Source organism: Caulobacter sp. GW821-FHT10F06, from assembly GCF_058809215.1.
The window spans coordinates 218,872-234,703 of the sequence record NZ_JBXASK010000007.1 but is presented as its reverse complement, the minus strand read 5'-3'; the positions used below and the strand labels follow the sequence as shown (position 1 = coordinate 234,703).

The window sequence follows — 15,832 nt, the reverse complement described above, 5'->3', positions numbered from 1 at the left end:
GGTTCGGTCCAAGACCGTTGTTCGATGATTGACGATACGGACCGCCCGGCGGCGAACCCATCATCCAAGAGGACGTGGCGGCGCCGCTTAGGTTTAGCCGACCTATCCCTGAGGATGGGTGCGTTGCGCCTAGAGGATTCCCGGCAGGTCCAGGCCCTTGTCCCGGGCGCAGTCGACGGCGATGTCGTAGCCGGCGTCGGCGTGGCGCATGACCCCGCTGGCCGGGTCGTTCCACAGCACGCGCGCCAACCGCTTGGCCGCCGCCTCGGTCCCGTCGGCGACGATCACCATCCCCGCGTGCTGCGAGAAGCCCATGCCCACCCCGCCGCCATGATGCAGCGACACCCAGGTGGCGCCCGAGGCGGTGTTGAGCAGGGCGTTCAGCAGCGGCCAGTCCGACACCGCGTCCGACCCGTCGCGCATGGCCTCGGTCTCGCGGTTGGGCGAGGCGACCGAGCCCGAGTCCAGATGGTCGCGACCGATGACGACCGGGGCCTTCAGCTCGCCGCTGGCGACCATTTCGTTGAAGGCCAGGCCCAGACGGTGGCGATCGCCCAGGCCGACCCAGCAGATGCGCGCGGGCAGACCCTGGAACTTGATCCTCTCGGCGGCCATGTCGAGCCAGTTGTGCAGGTGCGGATTGTCCGGGATCAGTTCCTTGACCTTGGCGTCGGTCTTGCGGATGTCCTCGGGATCCCCCGACAGCGCCGCCCAGCGGAACGGGCCGATCCCTCGGCAGAACAGCGGGCGGATATAGGCCGGCACGAAGCCGGGGAAGTCGAAGGCGTGGGCCACGCCTTCCTCCAGCGCCATCTGGCGGATGTTGTTGCCATAGTCGACGGTCGGCACGCCGGCGGCCTGGAAGTCGAGCATGGCCTGGACGTGCACCGCCATCGAGGCTCGGGCGGCGCGGTTGACGCTCTCGGGATCACGCGCCTTGGCGGCGGCCCACTGGTCCAGCGTCCAGCCGGCCGGCAGGTAGCCGTTGATCGGGTCGTGGGCGCTGGTCTGGTCGGTCAAGAGGTCGGGGCGGACGCCGCGCGCGAACATCTCCGGCAGCAGTTCGGCGGCGTTGCCCAACAGGCCGACCGAGATCGGGGTCTTGGCGTGCGTGATCCAGGCCAGGGCCTCGTCGAGGCTGTCGGTCGAGCGGTCCAGATAGCCCGTGCGCAGGCGCATCTCGATCCGCGACGGCTGGCACTCGATGGCCAGGCACGAGGCGCCGGCCATCACCGCCGCCAGGGGCTGGGCCCCGCCCATGCCGCCCAGGCCCGCCGTCAGCAACCACTTGCCCGACAGGTCGCCGCCATGATGCTGCCGGCCCATCTCGACGAAGGTCTCATAGGTGCCCTGAACGATGCCCTGGGCGCCGATATAGATCCACGAGCCGGCGGTCATCTGGCCGTACATGGCCAGGCCCTTGCGATCCAGTTCGTTGAAATGCTCCCAGGTCGCCCAGCGCGGCACCAGGTTGGAGTTGGCGATCAGCACCCGGGGCGCGTCGGCGTGGGTGCGGAACACGCCGACCGGCTTGCCGGACTGGACCAGCAGGGTCTCGTCATCCCCCAGCCGCCGCAGGGTCTCGACGATCCTGTCGAAGCTCTCCCAATCCCGCGCCGCCCGGCCGATGCCGCCATAGACCACCAGCTCCTCGGGCCGCTCGGCGACGTCGGGATGCAGGTTGTTCATCAGCATCCGCAGCGGCGCCTCGGTCAGCCAGGACTTGGCGGAGAGCTCGGGGCCGGTGGCGGCGCGGATGACGCGGGAGTTGTCGCGGCGGGTCATGGAGTCCTTTCTCCTCACCCGTGAAACGGGGGAGGTGGCGCGGCGCGGATACGCGACGTGACGGAGGGGGCGGCAGGGGCGGCGGACGCCCCCTCCACCACTTCGTGGTCCCCCTCCCCCGCAGGCGGGGGAGGAGAAGAAGCGAACTGGAGGCAGGCTTTCAGCACCTCGCCCAGCATCGCGCGCATCGGCGCGGCCTGATCAGGACGGTAGGGGGCGGGCCAGGTTTCGGGCGTTGGCGCTTCGACGGGGTCGTCCATGTAGCCGCGGCAGGCCAGCTCCATCTGGAGGGCGTGGACGCCGTCCAGCGGCCGGCCATAGCGACGCGTGGTCCAGCCGCCCTTGAAGCGGCCGTTGGTCACGCGGGTCAGGCTTGAAGCGTCGCAGGCCGCCTCGACCGCCGCCGTCAGGGCCCGATCGCAGGAAGCGCCGTCGTTGTCGCCGAGATTGAACTGCGGCAGCTGGCCCTCGAAAAGGCGCGGCACGACCGAGCGGATCGAATGGGCCTCGTACAGCACCACGCGCTCATGGCGTTGGCGCAGTCGGGTGATCTCGCCCGTCAGGGCGTCGTGATAGGGCGTGAAGAACCGGTTTCGCCGAGCCGCGATCTCGGCCGCGTCGGGGGCCAGGCCGTCGCGATACAGCGGCTCGCCGTCGAAGGTGGTGGTCGGGCAAAGCTCGGTGGTCGCCTGGCCCGGATAGAGCGAGGCGCCCGACGGGTCGCGATTGACGTCGATGACGCTGCGCGAGATCGCCGTCCGCACCACGGTCGCGCCCAGGTCGACGGCGAAGCCGTAGAGCTTGTCGATCCACCAGTCGGCGTCCTTGCGGGCCAGCCAGGGCGAGACCAGCCGGGCTTCGATATCGGTCGGAATCTCGGTTCCGGTGTGGGGCAGGCTGACGATCAGCGGGGCGTCGCCGCGATGGATTTCGAGCCAGTTCATGTCGTCATCCCGGCCGCAGCGCAGCGGAGAGCCGGGACCCAGGGGCGCCCGCTGTGCGCCGGCCCCTGGGTCCCGGACAGCGCTGCGCGCTTCCGGGGATGACGAGGAAGGTTGGCGCGTCACGCCACGCCCGGCAGGTCGCTGGCCGCCGCGAGCACCGCGCCCGAGCGGATCAGGCGGTTGGCGGCCTCCATGTCGGGGTGGAAGTGGCGGTCGTCGGAGAGGTGCGGCACCTGCGCCCGGACCAGCCGGCGCACCGCTTCCAGGGTGGTGCTCGACATCAGGGGCGCGTGGAAGTCGCAGCCTTGCGCCGCCGCCAGCAGTTCGATGCCCAGCACCGCCGTGGCGGCCTCGACCATGGCCAGCAGGCGCCGCGCGCCGTGGGCGGCCATCGAGACGTGGTCTTCCTGGTTGGCCGAGGTCGGGATCGAGTCGACGCTGGCCGGATAGGCCTTCTGCTTGTTCTCCGACACCAGCGCCGCGGCGGTGACCTGCGGGATCATGAAGCCGGAGTTCAGGCCCGGCTTGGGCGTCAGGAAGGCGGGCAGGCCCGATAGCGCCGGGTCGACCAGCATGGCGATGCGGCGCTCGGCGATCGAGCCGATCTCGCAGATCGCCAGGGCGATGATGTCGGCGGCGAAGGCCACCGGCTCGGCGTGGAAGTTGCCGCCCGACAGGGCCTCGTCGGTGTCGACGAAGATCAGCGGATTGTCCGACACGCCGTTGGCCTCGTTGGCCAGGGTGGTCGCGGCCTGGCGCAGGATGTCCAGGGCCGCGCCCATCACCTGCGGCTGGCAGCGCAGGCAGTAGGGGTCCTGCACCCGCTCGTCCTCCTTCAGGTGCGAAGCGCGGATGTCCGATCCGGCCATCAGGGCGCGCAGCGCGGTGGCGGTCTCGATCTGGCCGACATGGCGGCGCAGCAGGTGGATGCGCGGATCGAACGGCGTGTCCGAGCCCTTGGCGGCCTCGGTCGACAGGGCGCCGGTGACCAGGGCCGACTGGAACAGCAGCTCGGCCTCGAACAGGCCCGCCAGGGCGTTGGCGGTCGAGAACTGGGTGCCGTTCAGCAGGGCCAGGCCCTCCTTGGGACCCAGGACCAGCGGCGACAGACCCGCCTCGGCCAAGGCCTGGGATGCGGGAACGCGCTGACCGTCAGCGAAGATCTCGCCGACCCCGATCATCGTCGCGGCCATGTGGGCCAGCGGCGCCAGATCGCCGGAGGCGCCGACCGAGCCCTGGCATGGCACCACCGGCGTCAGGCCCTGGACCAGCATCGCCTCCAGCAGTTTCACCGTCTCGACCCGCACGCCGGACGCGCCCTGGGCCAGGCTGGCCAGTTTCAGGGCCATCATCAGGCGGATCACGGGGACCGGCGAAGGCTCGCCCGTGCCGGCCGCGTGCGACAGCACGATATTGCGCTGCAGGGTCTCCAGGTCCTCGTCGCCGATGCGGACGCTGGCCAGTTTTCCAAAGCCGGTGTTGATGCCGTAGACCGGCTCGCCCTTGGCCAGGATGCGCTCGACGGCGGCGGCGCTGTCGGCCACGACGGGCCAGGCCGCCTCGGGCAGCTGGGCGGCGTCGCCGCGATAGACCTTCTTCCATTCGACGAGGAACACCTCGCCCGGATGCAGCGTGACCATGGTCTAGAGACCCTTCCAGATGCGGGCATGGAGCGGGTTCAAGCCCATGCGATAGACAAGTTCGGCGGGACGCTCGATGTCCCAGATGGCGAGGTCGCAGACCTTGCCGGCCTCCAGCGTGCCGCGATCGGCCAGCAGGCCCAGGGCCCGCGCCGCCTCGCGCGTGACGCCGGCCAGACACTCCTCGACGGTCATCCGAAACAGGGTGGCGGCCATGTTCATCACCAGCAGCGGCGAGGTCAGGGGCGAGGTGCCGGGGTTGCAGTCGGTGGCCAGGGCCATCGGCACGCCGGCCGCGCGCAGGGCCTCGATCGGCGGCAGCTGGGTCTCGCGGGTGAAGTAGAAGGCTCCCGGCAGCAGGGTCGCGGTCATGCCCGCGCCGGCCATGGCCTCGACCCCGGCGGCGTCCAGGTGCTCCAGATGGTCGGCCGACAGGGCCCAGAACTCGGCGGCCAGGGCCGCGCCGTTCTGGTTGGACAACTGCTCGGCGTGGACCTTGATCTTCAGGCCCTTGGCGTGGGCGGCCTGGAAGACGCGGCGGGTCTGGGCGGGAGAAAAGCCGATGCCCTCGCAGAACACGTCGACCGCCTCGGCCAGCCGCGCCTCGGCGACAGCGGGGATCATCCGCTCGCAGACCAGGGCGACATAGCCGTCGGCATCGCCCTTGAACTCCGGCGGCAGGGCGTGGGCGCCCAGGAAGGTGGCGCGGATGTCGACCGGGCGGTGGTCGGCCAGGGCGCGGGCGGCGCGCAGGCTCTTCAACTCGTCGTCCAGCGACAGGCCATAGCCCGACTTGATCTCGACCGTGGTGACGCCTTCGGCGATCAGGGCGTCCAGGCGGGGCAGGGCGGCCTCGACCAGCTGCGCTTCCGAGGCCTTGCGGGTGTCGTTCATCGTCGAGACGATGCCGCCGCCGGCCCGGGCGATCTCTTCGTAGGCGGCGCCGGCCAGGCGCAGCTCGAACTCGTGGGCGCGGTCGCCGGCGAACACCAGATGGGTGTGCGGATCGATCAGGCCGGGCGTGATCCAGCGGCCCTCACAGTCGATGGTTTCGGCGGCCGCGAAGGCTGGCGCGGCCTCGACGGAACCGGCATAGGCGATGCGCCCGTCGACGGCGGCGACCACGCCGCGATCGATCTCGCCCAGGCCCGCGCGAGTCGGGTCCATCGTCGCGAGACGGGCGTTGATCCACACCCGATCACAGCGCATGAGCACCCTCCCGAGACACGCGCCGAGACCTTGCGAGGCGCTTCAATATGTATAGACATATTTGCGAACCATGAGGCTTGTCCAGTGACCGACACGCAGAATCCCGAAGCGTCGACCGTGGTGTGGTGCGAGAGCGCGCTGCTGGCCGACGGCTGGGCGCGCGGCGTGAAGCTGACGATCACCGACGGCCGGATCGCCCGGATCGACACCGACGTGGCGGCCGGCGACGCCGTCCGTCTGGGTCCGGCGCTGCCGGGCCTGGGCAATGTCCACAGTCACGCCTTTCAGCGGGCCATGGCCGGTCTTGCCGAAGCGCGGGGCGAGACGGGCGACAACTTCTGGACTTGGCGCGAGGTGATGTACCGCTTCCTCGAGCGCCTGGGTCCTGACGACGTGCAGGCCATCGCGGCCATGGGCCAGATCGAGATGCTCGAGAGCGGCTTCACCCGTGTGGGCGAGTTCCACTACCTGCATCACACCCCCTCCGGCGCACCCTATGACGATCCCGCCGAGCTGGCCGCGCGGATCGCCGCCGCCGCCGAGGAGACCGGCGTCGGCCTGACCCTGCTGCCGGTGTTCTACGCCCATTCCAATTTCGGCGGCGCGCCGCCCACGGACGGCCAGAAGCGCTTCATCCACGATGTCGACGGCTATGCGCGGCTGGTGGAGGCCTGCCGCCAGATCGTCTCGGGCCTGCCCGAGGCGGTGGTTGGCGTCGCGCCCCACAGCCTGCGCGCGGTCACGCCCGAGGAGCTGGACGCCATCCTGCCCCTGGCCGCCGGCGGTCCGATCCACATGCACGTGGCCGAACAGACCAAGGAGGTCGACGACTGCCTGGCCGCCACCGGCCAGCGCCCCGTCCGTTGGCTGATGAACCACGCCGAGGTCGACAAGCGCTGGTGCCTGATCCACGCCACCCACATCAACGCCATGGAGACCGAGCGCCTGGCCCGCAGCGGCGCCGTGGCGGGTCTGTGTCCGGTGACCGAGGCCAATCTGGGCGACGGCGTCTTTCCGGCCACCGACTATCTGGCCGCCGGCGGAGCGTTCGGGATCGGCGCCGACTCCAACATCCTGATCGACGCGGCCGAAGAGATCCGGATGCTGGAATACGCCCAGCGCCTGACCCGCCGGGCGCGCAACGTGCTGGCGGGCGGCCCCAGGCGTTCGACCGGCGGCGAGCTGTGGCGCGGGGCCGTGGCTGGCGGACATCAGGCCTTGGGCGCGGGTCGAGGCGGCCTGCGTCGCGGCGCGGCGGCCGATTTCGTGACGCTGGACATGAGCCACCCCTCGCTGGTCGGCCGCTCGGGCGACACGTTGATCGACAGCCTGGTCTTCGCCGGCCGCCATGGCGCGATCGACACCGTCTGGCGGCACGGCCGGCAGCTGGTCGAAGGCGGCCGCCACCACGCCCGCGAGACGGTGGCCGAGCGCTATCGCCAGACCCTGCGGGGCCTGCTGGCGTGACCTCAGGTCCCCTGCATCAGCGCATCCGCGGCGACATCGAGGCCCGCATCCGCTCGGGCGAATGGCCCCCCGGCCACCGCGTGCCGTTCGAGACCGAGCTGATGGCCCAGTACGGCTGCGCCCGCATGACGGTCAGCAAGGCGATGGCCGCCCTGGTCGAGGCCGGGCTGATCGTGCGCCGCAAGCGGGCCGGCTCGTTCGTGGCGAGGCCCAAGGTCCATGCGCCGGTGCTGAACATCCCCGACATCCAGTCGGCGATCCTGGCGCGCGGCGACGCCTACGCCTTTCGCCTGCTGTCCAGTCGCGTCCGCGCCGCCGACCGTGCCGTGGCTGAAGAGGTCGAACTGGCCAGCGGCGGCAAGCTGCTGGAGCTGGAAGGCGTCCACGACGCGGCCGGCCGGCCTTTCGCGCTCGAGCGCCGCCTGATCAGCCTGAAAGCCGCGCCCGACGCCGCGACCGCCGATCTGTCAGCCACCCCGCCCGGCGCCTGGCTGCTGGAACATGTGGCCTGGACCGAGGCCGAAAGCCGCATCAGCGCCGTCAACGCCGACGCCGGCGTGGCGGGCCTGCTGGACCTGGACGAAGGCGCGGCCTGCCTGGTCGTCGACCGCCGCACCTGGCGCGGCGGCGAGCACGTCACGCGAGTCCGCCAGGTCTTCCCCGGCGAGGCCTATGATTTGGTGGCGCGGTTCGGTCCGGGGACCTGAAATCAGTGACGCGGGCGCTGCCGGCGGTCCGGGGCGAGGTCCTGGGCGGTCAGCACGCGATAGCGCACGCCTTCCTTGATGAAGCGCACGCCCGCCTGTGTCTCGCTCTGCCAGACCAGGGTGGCGCGATGGCTTAGCCCGGTGCGCGGATCGACCAGCACCACCTCGGGCGGCAGCGTCACGCCCCGGCCCACGGCGATGCGGGCGCCGCCTTCCGACACGTCGATCAGGCGGCACTTTCTAGCGATGGCGCCGTCGCCGACATAGACCGGGCTGTCGTCGCTGTAGCGCGGATGGCTTCGACGGTCGGCGCCTTGGGCGCTGGAATCGAGGTTCGACATCATGACCCCACGCTAGGCGCGGATCGTTAATCGAAATTAGCGCCCAGGTTGCGGCGCGTTGTCCCACTCGATCAGAGCGGCGCTAAAGCCAAGCTTTCTAGGAAATCCGTCCTGGTGGCGGGGGGCGGGATCGAACCGCCGACCTGTGGGTTATGAATCCACCGCTCTAACCATCTGAGCTACCCAGCCTCACCAGGACGGGAGCGGGCTTATAGGCGAGAACCGCGCGGAATTTCAAGCGATGATGGACGCGGTTTTCGCGCCCAGGGCCGCAACGAGGTCCGCCGGCGCCAAGCGCATCTGCAGGCCGCGCTGTCCTCCGTTCACATACACATACGCCTCGGCCAAGGCGGCTTCCTCGACCGCCGTCGGCATCCGCTTCTTCTGGCCGAACGGGCTGACCCCGCCGACCTTGTAGCCGGTGATCCGCTCGGCGTCGGGCACGGGCATCATCGCCGCCGACTTGCCGCCGAGGGCCGCGGCCAGCTTCTTCATGCTGACCTCCTTGTCCGAGGGCAGGACCACGCAGGCCGGCTTGCCGTCCAGCAGCACCACCAGCGTCTTCAGGACGCAGGCCGGATCTTCACCCAAGGCTTCGGCCGCCTGCAGTCCGACCCGCTCGGAGCCCGGATCGTAGTCGTAAGTGCGGAGCTCGAAGGCGACCCCGGCCTTGGCCAGGGCGATTGTCGCGGGGGTGCTTCTGGACATGACGCAGGTGATATCCCAAGTGTCGCAGGGTGTGGAGCCAGGGCGCGTGACTGTTCGTGGTCCTTTCGGAGATTGACCGCGATGCAGGCCGTTGACCGCCGACAGATGCTTTCAGCGGCCGCGACCCTGGGCCTGGGCGCCTTGCTGCCGGCCTGGGCGCAGGCGGCGACCGGCAAGGTGCAAGACGTCCTGAGCGGCGAGGACATCGCCCTGACCATCGGCCATGCCTCGGTCACCATCGACGGCAAGCCCGGCCACGCGGTGGCGGTGAACGGTACGGTGCCGGGCCCGCTGATCCGTCTGAAGGAAGGCCAGCACGTCCGACTGTCGGTGACCAACGCTCTCTCCGAGGACACGTCGATCCACTGGCATGGCCTGCTGGTGCCGTTCCAGTTCGACGGCGTGCCGGGCGTCAGCTTCCCGGGCATCAAGCCGGGCGAGACCTTCGTCTACGAGTTCAAGGTCCGCCAGTCGGGGACCTACTGGTACCACAGCCACTCGGGCATGCAGGAGCAGGAGGGGGTGTACGGCCCCATCGTCATCGAACCCGCGACGCCCGATCCGGTCGCCTATGACCGCGAGCATGTGGTGGTGCTGTCGGACTACAGCGTCATGCACCCGCACGTGATGATGCGGAAGCTGAAGGCCCAGGCCGGCTATTTCAACGACCAGAAGCAGACGGTGGCCGGCCTGCTGGCCGGCAAGGACCAGTCGCTGAAGGACCGCCTGGAATGGTCGAAGATGCGGATGGACCCGACCGACATCCTCGACGTCACGGGCTCGGCCTACACGTTCCTGATCAACGGCCACGGGCCGGGCGACAACTGGACCGGGCTGTTCAAGCCGGGCGAGCGGGTGCGGCTGCGCTTCGTCAACGCCGGCGGCATGACGATCTTCAACGTCCGCATTCCGGGCCTGGCGATGAGCGTGGTGGCCACCGACGGCCAGAACCTCCAGCCGGTGAGCGTCGAGGAATTCCAGATCGCCCCGGCCGAGATCTATGACGTCATCGTCCAGCCGACCGAGGATAGGGCGTTCACGCTGGTGGCGGAGGCCGCCGACCGCTCGGGCCTGGCCCGCGCCACCCTGGCCCCGCGTCCGGGCATGAGCGCCCCGGCCCCGGCCCTTCGCGCGCGGCCGCTCGCGACCATGAAGGACATGGGCATGGACATGGGCGCCCATGCCGGCCACGACATGGGCGGCATGAGCATGGCCATGCGTGATCCGGCCAATGCGCCGCCGACCGTGAAGATGGGCCCCGGCGTCCAGACCATCGCGCCGATGCCCGCCGACCGTCTGGACGATCCGCCCCAGGGGCTGGAGGATGTCGGCCACAAGGTGCTGACCTATGCCGACCTGGTCTCGCTTGAGCCCAATCCCGACCCGCGTCCGCCCGGCCGCACGGTCGAGATCCACCTGACCGGCAACATGGAGCGCTTCATGTGGGCGTTCGACGGCGAGGCCTTCGGGCCATTGAAAAAGCCCATCGCCTTCCAGCGCGACGAGCGGGTGCGGGTGGTGCTGGTCAACGACTCGATGATGGCCCACCCGATCCATCTGCACGGCCACTTCTTCGAGGTCGTGAACGGCCATGACGGCCGCAACCCGCGCAAGCACACGGTCAATGTCGCGCCCGGCGGCCGGGTGGCCTTCGACCTGACGGCGGACGAGCCCGGCGACTGGGCCTTCCACTGCCACCTGCTGATGCACATGCACGCGGGCATGTTCAACGTCGTCACCGTGCGGCCGCTGGACGGAGTCCCGGCGTGAGCGCGGCCCTGCTCATGGCGCTGGCCCTGGTCCAGCACGAGCACCACCAGATGGCTCAGCCGCCGGCCGCGCCGGCTCAGCAGGCGACCGATCCGCACGCCGGTCACGACATGTCGAAGATGGCGCGCGCCAGTGGGCCACCGCCGATCCCGACCGACCACGCCGCCGAGCGCTTCTACAGCCCCGCCCAGATGGCCGGAGCCCGCGCGACCCTTCAAGCGGAGCACGGCGGCGGAACCTACAGCCAGATCCTGGTCGACAACGCCGAGCTGCGGTCGGGCGAGGGCACCGACACCGCCGCCTTCGAGGCCGAGGCCTGGTTCGGCGACGACACGTCCAAGTGGGTGGTCAAGGCGCGGGGCGAGCATGTCGACGGTGAGAGCTGGGAGAGCGCCGAGCTGCAAGGCCTCTACGCCAAGCCGATCGGTCCTTATTTCGATCTCCAGGCCGGTGTCCGCGCTGATCTAGAACCCAAGGGCAGAACCTATGCCGCGCTGGGCGTTGAGGGCGTCGCGCCTTACTGGATCGAGACCAAGGCCACGGCCTTCCTGTCGGATCGCGGCGACCTGTCGGCTCGCGTGGAGGCCGCCCACGACCTGCGCCTGACCACGCGGCTGATCCTGCAGACCAAGGTCGAGACCCATCTCGCCGACGCCGGGAGCGAGGCCGAGTTCGGCCTGCGCCTCCGCTACGAAATCCGCCGCGAGTTCGCGCCCTATCTCGGCGTGCTGCGCCATCGGACGTTCGGGGATGAGGCCGACCGTCTCCGCGCGGCCAGCGAGCGCACGGGGGAGACGCGCGCCGTGTTCGGGATCCGCGCCTGGTTCTAACCACCAGTCCTGTCATCCCGGCCGCAGCGTAGCGGAGAGCCGGGACCGCAACAGGCTCGGAGCTTCCGGCGGTCCCGGCTCGGCGCGCTTCGCGCTTCGCCCGGGATGACAAATTTAATGGCCCGCTTGCCCCGACGGCACGCCTTTACGTTTGCGGAAGGACGCCCCAACATCCGTTTGACCTACGCGCAGCGGGAGACACGGCCCGCGCCGGGGTCGCGCGAGAGAGGGAGTAGCATGACGACCGCCGCCGCCATCGACTTCGACCAGATGCCGACCCTGGGCGACGTCGCCCGCTATCACGGACGAGCCAGGCCCGACGCCGTAGCGCTGAGCTTCGAGGGGCGCGACACCAGCTTCGCCGACTTCGACCGCAAGACTAATCGCGTCGCCAACGCCCTGATCGCGGCGGGCCTTAAGACCGGTGACCGGGTCGCTTATGTCGGCAAGAACAGCGACCTCTATTTCGAGCTGCTGTTCGGGGCGGCCAAGGCCGGGGTGGTCACCGCGCCGATCGGCTGGCGTCTAGCCCCGCCCGAGATGGCCTATATCGTCACCGACAGCGACGCCAAGATCGTCTTCGTCGGCCCCGAACTGATCGCCCACATCGAGACGGTGGCCGCCGAGCTCAGCTGGCGGCCGCAGGTGATCGCCATGGAGCCGGACGGGGCGGGGGACCACCAGACCTTCGAGGCCTGGCGCGACGCGCAAGCCGACGCCGATCCCAAGCTGCCGATCGCCACCTCGGGCATCGCCATCCAGCTCTACACCTCGGGCACCACGGGTCGGCCCAAGGGCGCGATGCTGACCCACGACAACCTGCTGAGCCTGCGCCGCCGCTCGGCCGAGGAGCCCATGGCCTGGAACCAGTGGGGCCCCGACGACGTCAGCCTGGTGGCCATGCCCGTCGCCCACATCGGCGGCAGCGGCTGGGGTCTGGTGGGCCTGTTGAACGGCGCCAAGGGCGTGGTGGCGCGCGAGTTCGACCCCTTCAAGGTGCTGGACTTCATCGAGCACGACCGCGTCTCGAAGATGTTCATGGTGCCGGCGGCCCTGCAGATCGTGGTGCGCCAGCCGCGCGCCCGCGAGGTCGACTATTCGCGGATGAGCCACATCCTCTATGGCGCCGCGCCCATCCCGCTGGACCTGCTGCGCGAGTGCATCGAGATCTTCGGCTGCGGCTTCTGCCAGCAGTACGGCATGACCGAGACCACCGGCACCATCGTCTATCTGCCGCCCGAGGACCACGACCCGGCCGGCAACGCCCGCATGCGCTCGGCTGGCCTGCCGCTGCCCGGCGTCGAGCTGAAGGTCATCGACGAGGCGGGAAACAGCCTGCCGCCCAACACGGTCGGCGAGATCGCCACCCGCTCGCCCTCGAACATGGCCGGCTACTGGAAGCTGGACGAGGCCACCGCCAAGACCATCGACACCGACGGCTGGCTGCGCACCGGCGACGCCGGCTATCTCGACGAGGACGGCTATCTGTTCATCCACGATCGGGTGAAGGACATGATCATCTCGGGCGGCGAGAACATCTATCCCGCCGAGGTCGAGAGCGCCGTCTACGGCCATCCCGCCGTGGCCGAGGTGGCGGTGATCGGCGTGCCGGACGAGAAGTGGGGCGAGGCGGTCAAGGCCGTGGTGGCGCTGAAGCCGGGGGCGGTCGCCGATCCCGACGACATCATCGCCTTCGCGCGGACCCGGATCGCGGGGTTCAAGGCGCCCAAGAGCGTGGATTTCATCGACGCCCTGCCGAGGAACGCGTCGGGCAAGATCCTGCGGCGGGAGTTGAGGGCGCCGTACTGGGAGGGCCGGGAGCGGCAGGTGAACTGAGAGGTCGGGGGAGGCCCCCCCTCGGGCCCTCCGGGCCACCTCCCCCAAAGGGGGAGGATCTAAGAAAGCAGATGCTCCCCCTTTGGGGGAGCTGTCGCGGAGCGACTGAGGGGGTCCTCCCGGACCGTTACTCGATAAACGCCTCGACCAACTCCCGCGTCCCGACCAGGAACGCATCGGCCACCAGCGCCAGCGGGCGCACGTCGGCCTCCGACTTCCCGGCCCGCACCAGCTCGCCGAACCGCTTGTAGAGACCCGGATATTCCGCGTCGTGGGCCTGCACCACCGGCGCGCCGTCGATCTCGATCTGCGCCCCGCCGCTGGACAGTTTCAGCACGCCGTCGGCCGCCGTCACCGTGATGTCCCAGGTCTGCGGACCGGTCTGCAGGAAGTCGAAGTCGGCGGTGATCTTCGTCTCGGCGATGTCGGTCATGGCGATGTGGGCGGCGACCGGCGATTGGACGTTCTCGGGCACCTGCAGCGTCGCGCCGGTGACGAACACCTCGCGCGGCATGATCTCGGTCAGGATCGACAGGGCGTTGATGCCGGGATCGAAGACGCCCAGGCCGCCGGCTTCCCAGATCCAAGTCTGGCCGGGGTGCCACCTGCGCACGTCCTCGCGCCACTGGATGTCGACGCTGGTGATCTTGCGTTCGGCCAGCCAGGCCTTGGCGGTCGGCACGCCTGCGGCGAAGCGTGAATGCCAGCTGGCGAACAGGGTCACGCCCTTGCGCGCCGCCAGGGCCGACAGGTCCGCGACCTCGCCGACGGTGGCGCCGGGCGGCTTTTCCAGGAACACGTGCTTGCCGGCGTTCAGGGCCGCGACGGCGGTCGACCAGCGGGCCTGGGGCGGGGTGCACAGGGCCAAGGCGTCCAGTTCGGGACCGTCGGCCAGCATCTCTTCCAGCGACTCGAAAGCCGGGACACCGACGTCGGGCTTGCTGCGGCTGGCCACGGCGACCAGCTCCAGGCCCGGATCGGCCGCGATGGCGGGGATGTGCTGGTCCCGGGCGATCTTGCCGACGCCGACGATGCCGACCCTGATGATGCTCACGCTGTTTCGTCCCCGAACGGTTATGCTGGCCGTATTATACTACAAATGGTCGCGGTAAAGCGCTTTCGCATCGCCCACAAAGTGGGAGTTTGTTCCGAATTGTGAAACTCGCTTGCGAGGCGCGCGCGGTCTTGGTAATTGTATGAGTATATAGGGGCGCGGCCAAGCGCGTCCGAAATTGTCCGGCCGAACCGGAGCGACGATGGTGGGGAAGCGCGAATGGACATCGATCGGCGGAGCCTCGTCATGGGTCTGGCCATGATCCCCGCCGTCGCCCCTGTCGCCCAAGCCGCAGAGCCCGTCCGCTGGGCTTTCGACTTCGGTCCCGGCAAGCCCGCCGCCGATCATCTCGCCGTCGCGCCCGGTCAGGTCTATTCCGCCGAGACCGGGTTCGGCTTCGAGCCCAGGCCGGCCGGTAGCGAGACCTCACCGGCCTTCCTGTTCTCGGTGGCGGCGCCCGAGGGAAACTACCGCGTCACCGTCGAGCTGGGCGACGCCAAGGCGGCCGGCGACGTGACCATCAAGGCCGAGTCCCGTCGGCTGATGGTCGAGCGCGTGGTCACCAGGAAAGGCCAGTTCGCCTCGCGCACCTTCGTGGTCAATGTCCGCCATCCCGCCATGACGGCGCCGCCGGCCAATGCGCCGGGCGCGGTCCGTGTGCAGCTGAACCCGCGCGAGATCGGGACCTACGACTGGGACGACAAGCTGACCCTGGAGTTCTGCGGCCCGGCTCCGCGCCTGGCGCGGCTGCGGATCGAGCCCGTGACCGTGCCGACGGTGTTCCTGGCGGGCGACTCCACCGTCACCGACCAGGCTTACGAACCCGCCGCCGGCTGGGGCCAGATGCTGCCGCGTTTCTTCGGTCCCGGCGTCGCGGTCGCCAACCACGCCGAGTCCGGCGAGACCCTGAAGGCCTTCCTGGTCGAGCGCCGGCTGGACAAGCTGCTGCTGGCGATGAAGCCGGGCGACTACCTGTTCATCCAGTTCGGCCACAACGACCAGAAGGCCAACTGGCCCCAGACCTATGTCGAGGCCGCCACCACCTATCGCGACTATCTCAAGGTCTATATCGGCGAGGCCCGGCGGCGCGGGGCGACTCCGGTGCTGGTCACCTCGATGCACCGGCGCAAGTTCGACGCGGCCGGCAAGGTCGTGAACACCCATGGCGACTATCCCGAAGCGGTGCGGGCGGTGGCCCGCGAGACCGGGACGCCGCTGATCGACCTGAACGCGATGAGCGCGACGCTCTACGAGGCCCTGGGTCCCGACCAGGCTTGGAAGGCGTTCAACGACGGCGGCAAGGACGCCACCCATCACAACAACTACGGCGGCTATCAGCTGGCCCGTTGCGTGGTCGAGGCGATCCGGACCTCGACCCTGCCGCTGGCCGGCCTGCTGGCCGCCGACGTGACCCCTTTCGATCCCGCCAGGCCCACGCCGCCGGACGCCTTTTTCCTGCCCGAAAGCCTGGCCCATAGCTCGGTGGCGCCCCGTGGCAACTGATCTTCCCCACTTCGACCCCCTCAAGCTTGATAGGCGCG

At 69.7% G+C, this 15,832-nt stretch carries 12 protein-coding genes, 1 tRNA gene and 1 pseudogene; 6 read left to right on the top strand and 8 right to left on the bottom strand.

What is annotated here, in order from left to right; translation table 11 throughout:
- Nucleotides 1–129 precede the first annotated feature (129 nt).
- From hutU to hutI, 4 genes and pseudogenes are all read right to left on the bottom strand, one after another.
- On the bottom strand, nucleotides 130–1,785 hold the full coding sequence (gene hutU, locus AC1RUS_RS17005; RefSeq protein WP_492917780.1) for a urocanate hydratase: 1,656 nt from the start codon (nucleotides 1,783–1,785) through the stop codon (nucleotides 130–132).
- 131 nt (nucleotides 1,786–1,916) lie between these two features.
- Nucleotides 1,917–2,729 (bottom strand): annotated as a pseudogene (hutG, locus tag AC1RUS_RS17000) (N-formylglutamate deformylase); the annotation flags it as partial.
- Nucleotides 2,730–2,848: 119 nt separating this feature from the next.
- Nucleotides 2,849–4,369, bottom strand: a complete 1,521-nt coding sequence (gene hutH, locus AC1RUS_RS16995) for a histidine ammonia-lyase (protein ID WP_492917779.1) — start codon at nucleotides 4,367–4,369, stop codon at nucleotides 2,849–2,851.
- A 3-nt stretch (nucleotides 4,370–4,372) separates the two neighbouring features.
- The gene (gene hutI, locus AC1RUS_RS16990) at nucleotides 4,373–5,578 is read right to left on the bottom strand and encodes an imidazolonepropionase (RefSeq protein ID WP_492917777.1); all 1,206 of its coding nucleotides are present in this window, start codon (nucleotides 5,576–5,578) and stop codon (nucleotides 4,373–4,375) included.
- A gap of 84 nt (nucleotides 5,579–5,662) precedes the next feature.
- Here hutI and AC1RUS_RS16985 point away from each other — a divergent pair, with 84 nt between their 5' ends.
- Complete coding sequence (locus AC1RUS_RS16985) at nucleotides 5,663–7,045, top strand: formimidoylglutamate deiminase (protein WP_492917776.1); 1,383 nt, start codon at nucleotides 5,663–5,665, stop codon at nucleotides 7,043–7,045.
- Nucleotides 7,042–7,752, top strand: a complete 711-nt coding sequence (gene hutC, locus AC1RUS_RS16980) for a histidine utilization transcriptional repressor HutC (RefSeq protein ID WP_492917775.1) — start codon at nucleotides 7,042–7,044, stop codon at nucleotides 7,750–7,752. Before AC1RUS_RS16985 ends, hutC begins: the two co-directional genes overlap by 4 nt.
- Nucleotides 7,753–7,754: 2 nt before the next feature.
- Here the strand turns inward: hutC and AC1RUS_RS16975 are convergent, their stop codons facing one another.
- The 3 genes from AC1RUS_RS16975 to ybaK all read right to left on the bottom strand — a co-directional run bounded on the left by AC1RUS_RS16975 (nucleotide 7,755) and on the right by ybaK (nucleotide 8,801).
- Nucleotides 7,755–8,096: a PilZ domain-containing protein gene (locus AC1RUS_RS16975; protein WP_492917774.1), complete on the bottom strand. Its 342-nt coding sequence runs from the start codon at nucleotides 8,094–8,096 to the stop codon at nucleotides 7,755–7,757.
- 109 nt (nucleotides 8,097–8,205) lie between these two features.
- A tRNA-Met gene (locus AC1RUS_RS16970) sits at nucleotides 8,206–8,282 on the bottom strand.
- 45 nt (nucleotides 8,283–8,327) lie between these two features.
- A complete protein-coding gene (gene ybaK, locus AC1RUS_RS16965) occupies nucleotides 8,328–8,801 on the bottom strand; it encodes a Cys-tRNA(Pro) deacylase (RefSeq protein WP_492917772.1) in 474 nt (157 codons plus the stop codon).
- 81 nt (nucleotides 8,802–8,882) lie between these two features.
- Between ybaK and AC1RUS_RS16960 the strand changes: the two genes are divergently transcribed.
- The 3 genes from AC1RUS_RS16960 to AC1RUS_RS16950 all read left to right on the top strand — a co-directional run bounded on the left by AC1RUS_RS16960 (nucleotide 8,883) and on the right by AC1RUS_RS16950 (nucleotide 13,237).
- Nucleotides 8,883–10,571, top strand: coding sequence for a copper resistance system multicopper oxidase (locus AC1RUS_RS16960; protein WP_492917771.1), 1,689 nt, complete (start codon nucleotides 8,883–8,885; stop codon nucleotides 10,569–10,571).
- Nucleotides 10,568–11,401, top strand: coding sequence for a copper resistance protein B (locus tag AC1RUS_RS16955; protein ID WP_492917769.1), 834 nt, complete (start codon nucleotides 10,568–10,570; stop codon nucleotides 11,399–11,401). The genes AC1RUS_RS16960 and AC1RUS_RS16955 overlap by 4 nt, the downstream gene beginning before the upstream one ends.
- A gap of 237 nt (nucleotides 11,402–11,638) precedes the next feature.
- Entirely contained in the window at nucleotides 11,639–13,237 is a 1,599-nt protein-coding gene (locus tag AC1RUS_RS16950; RefSeq protein WP_492917768.1) for a fatty acid--CoA ligase, read from the top strand.
- Between the two features lie 127 nt (nucleotides 13,238–13,364).
- On the opposite strand, the gene AC1RUS_RS16945 is transcribed toward AC1RUS_RS16950, so the two are convergent.
- Entirely contained in the window at nucleotides 13,365–14,285 is a 921-nt protein-coding gene (locus AC1RUS_RS16945) for a Gfo/Idh/MocA family protein (protein ID WP_492917866.1), read from the bottom strand.
- Nucleotides 14,286–14,510: 225 nt separating this feature from the next.
- On the opposite strand from AC1RUS_RS16945, the gene AC1RUS_RS16940 reads away from it, so the two are divergent.
- Nucleotides 14,511–15,794, top strand: coding sequence for a rhamnogalacturonan acetylesterase (locus tag AC1RUS_RS16940; RefSeq protein WP_492917767.1), 1,284 nt, complete (start codon nucleotides 14,511–14,513; stop codon nucleotides 15,792–15,794).
- Nucleotides 15,795–15,832: the final 38 nt, after the last annotated feature.

Coding starts and splice junctions, on each gene's coding strand:
- ybaK (WP_492917772.1), bottom strand. CDS start 8,801: ATGTCCAGAAGCACCCCCGCGACAATCGCCCTGGCCAAGGCCGGGGTC.
- hutH (WP_492917779.1), bottom strand. CDS start 4,369: ATGGTCACGCTGCATCCGGGCGAGGTGTTCCTCGTCGAATGGAAGAAG.
- hutU (WP_492917780.1), bottom strand. CDS start 1,785: ATGACCCGCCGCGACAACTCCCGCGTCATCCGCGCCGCCACCGGCCCC.
- AC1RUS_RS16940 (WP_492917767.1), top strand. CDS start 14,511: ATGGACATCGATCGGCGGAGCCTCGTCATGGGTCTGGCCATGATCCCC.
- AC1RUS_RS16960 (WP_492917771.1), top strand. CDS start 8,883: ATGCAGGCCGTTGACCGCCGACAGATGCTTTCAGCGGCCGCGACCCTG.
- AC1RUS_RS16975 (WP_492917774.1), bottom strand. CDS start 8,096: ATGATGTCGAACCTCGATTCCAGCGCCCAAGGCGCCGACCGTCGAAGC.
- hutI (WP_492917777.1), bottom strand. CDS start 5,578: ATGCGCTGTGATCGGGTGTGGATCAACGCCCGTCTCGCGACGATGGAC.
- AC1RUS_RS16950 (WP_492917768.1), top strand. CDS start 11,639: ATGACGACCGCCGCCGCCATCGACTTCGACCAGATGCCGACCCTGGGC.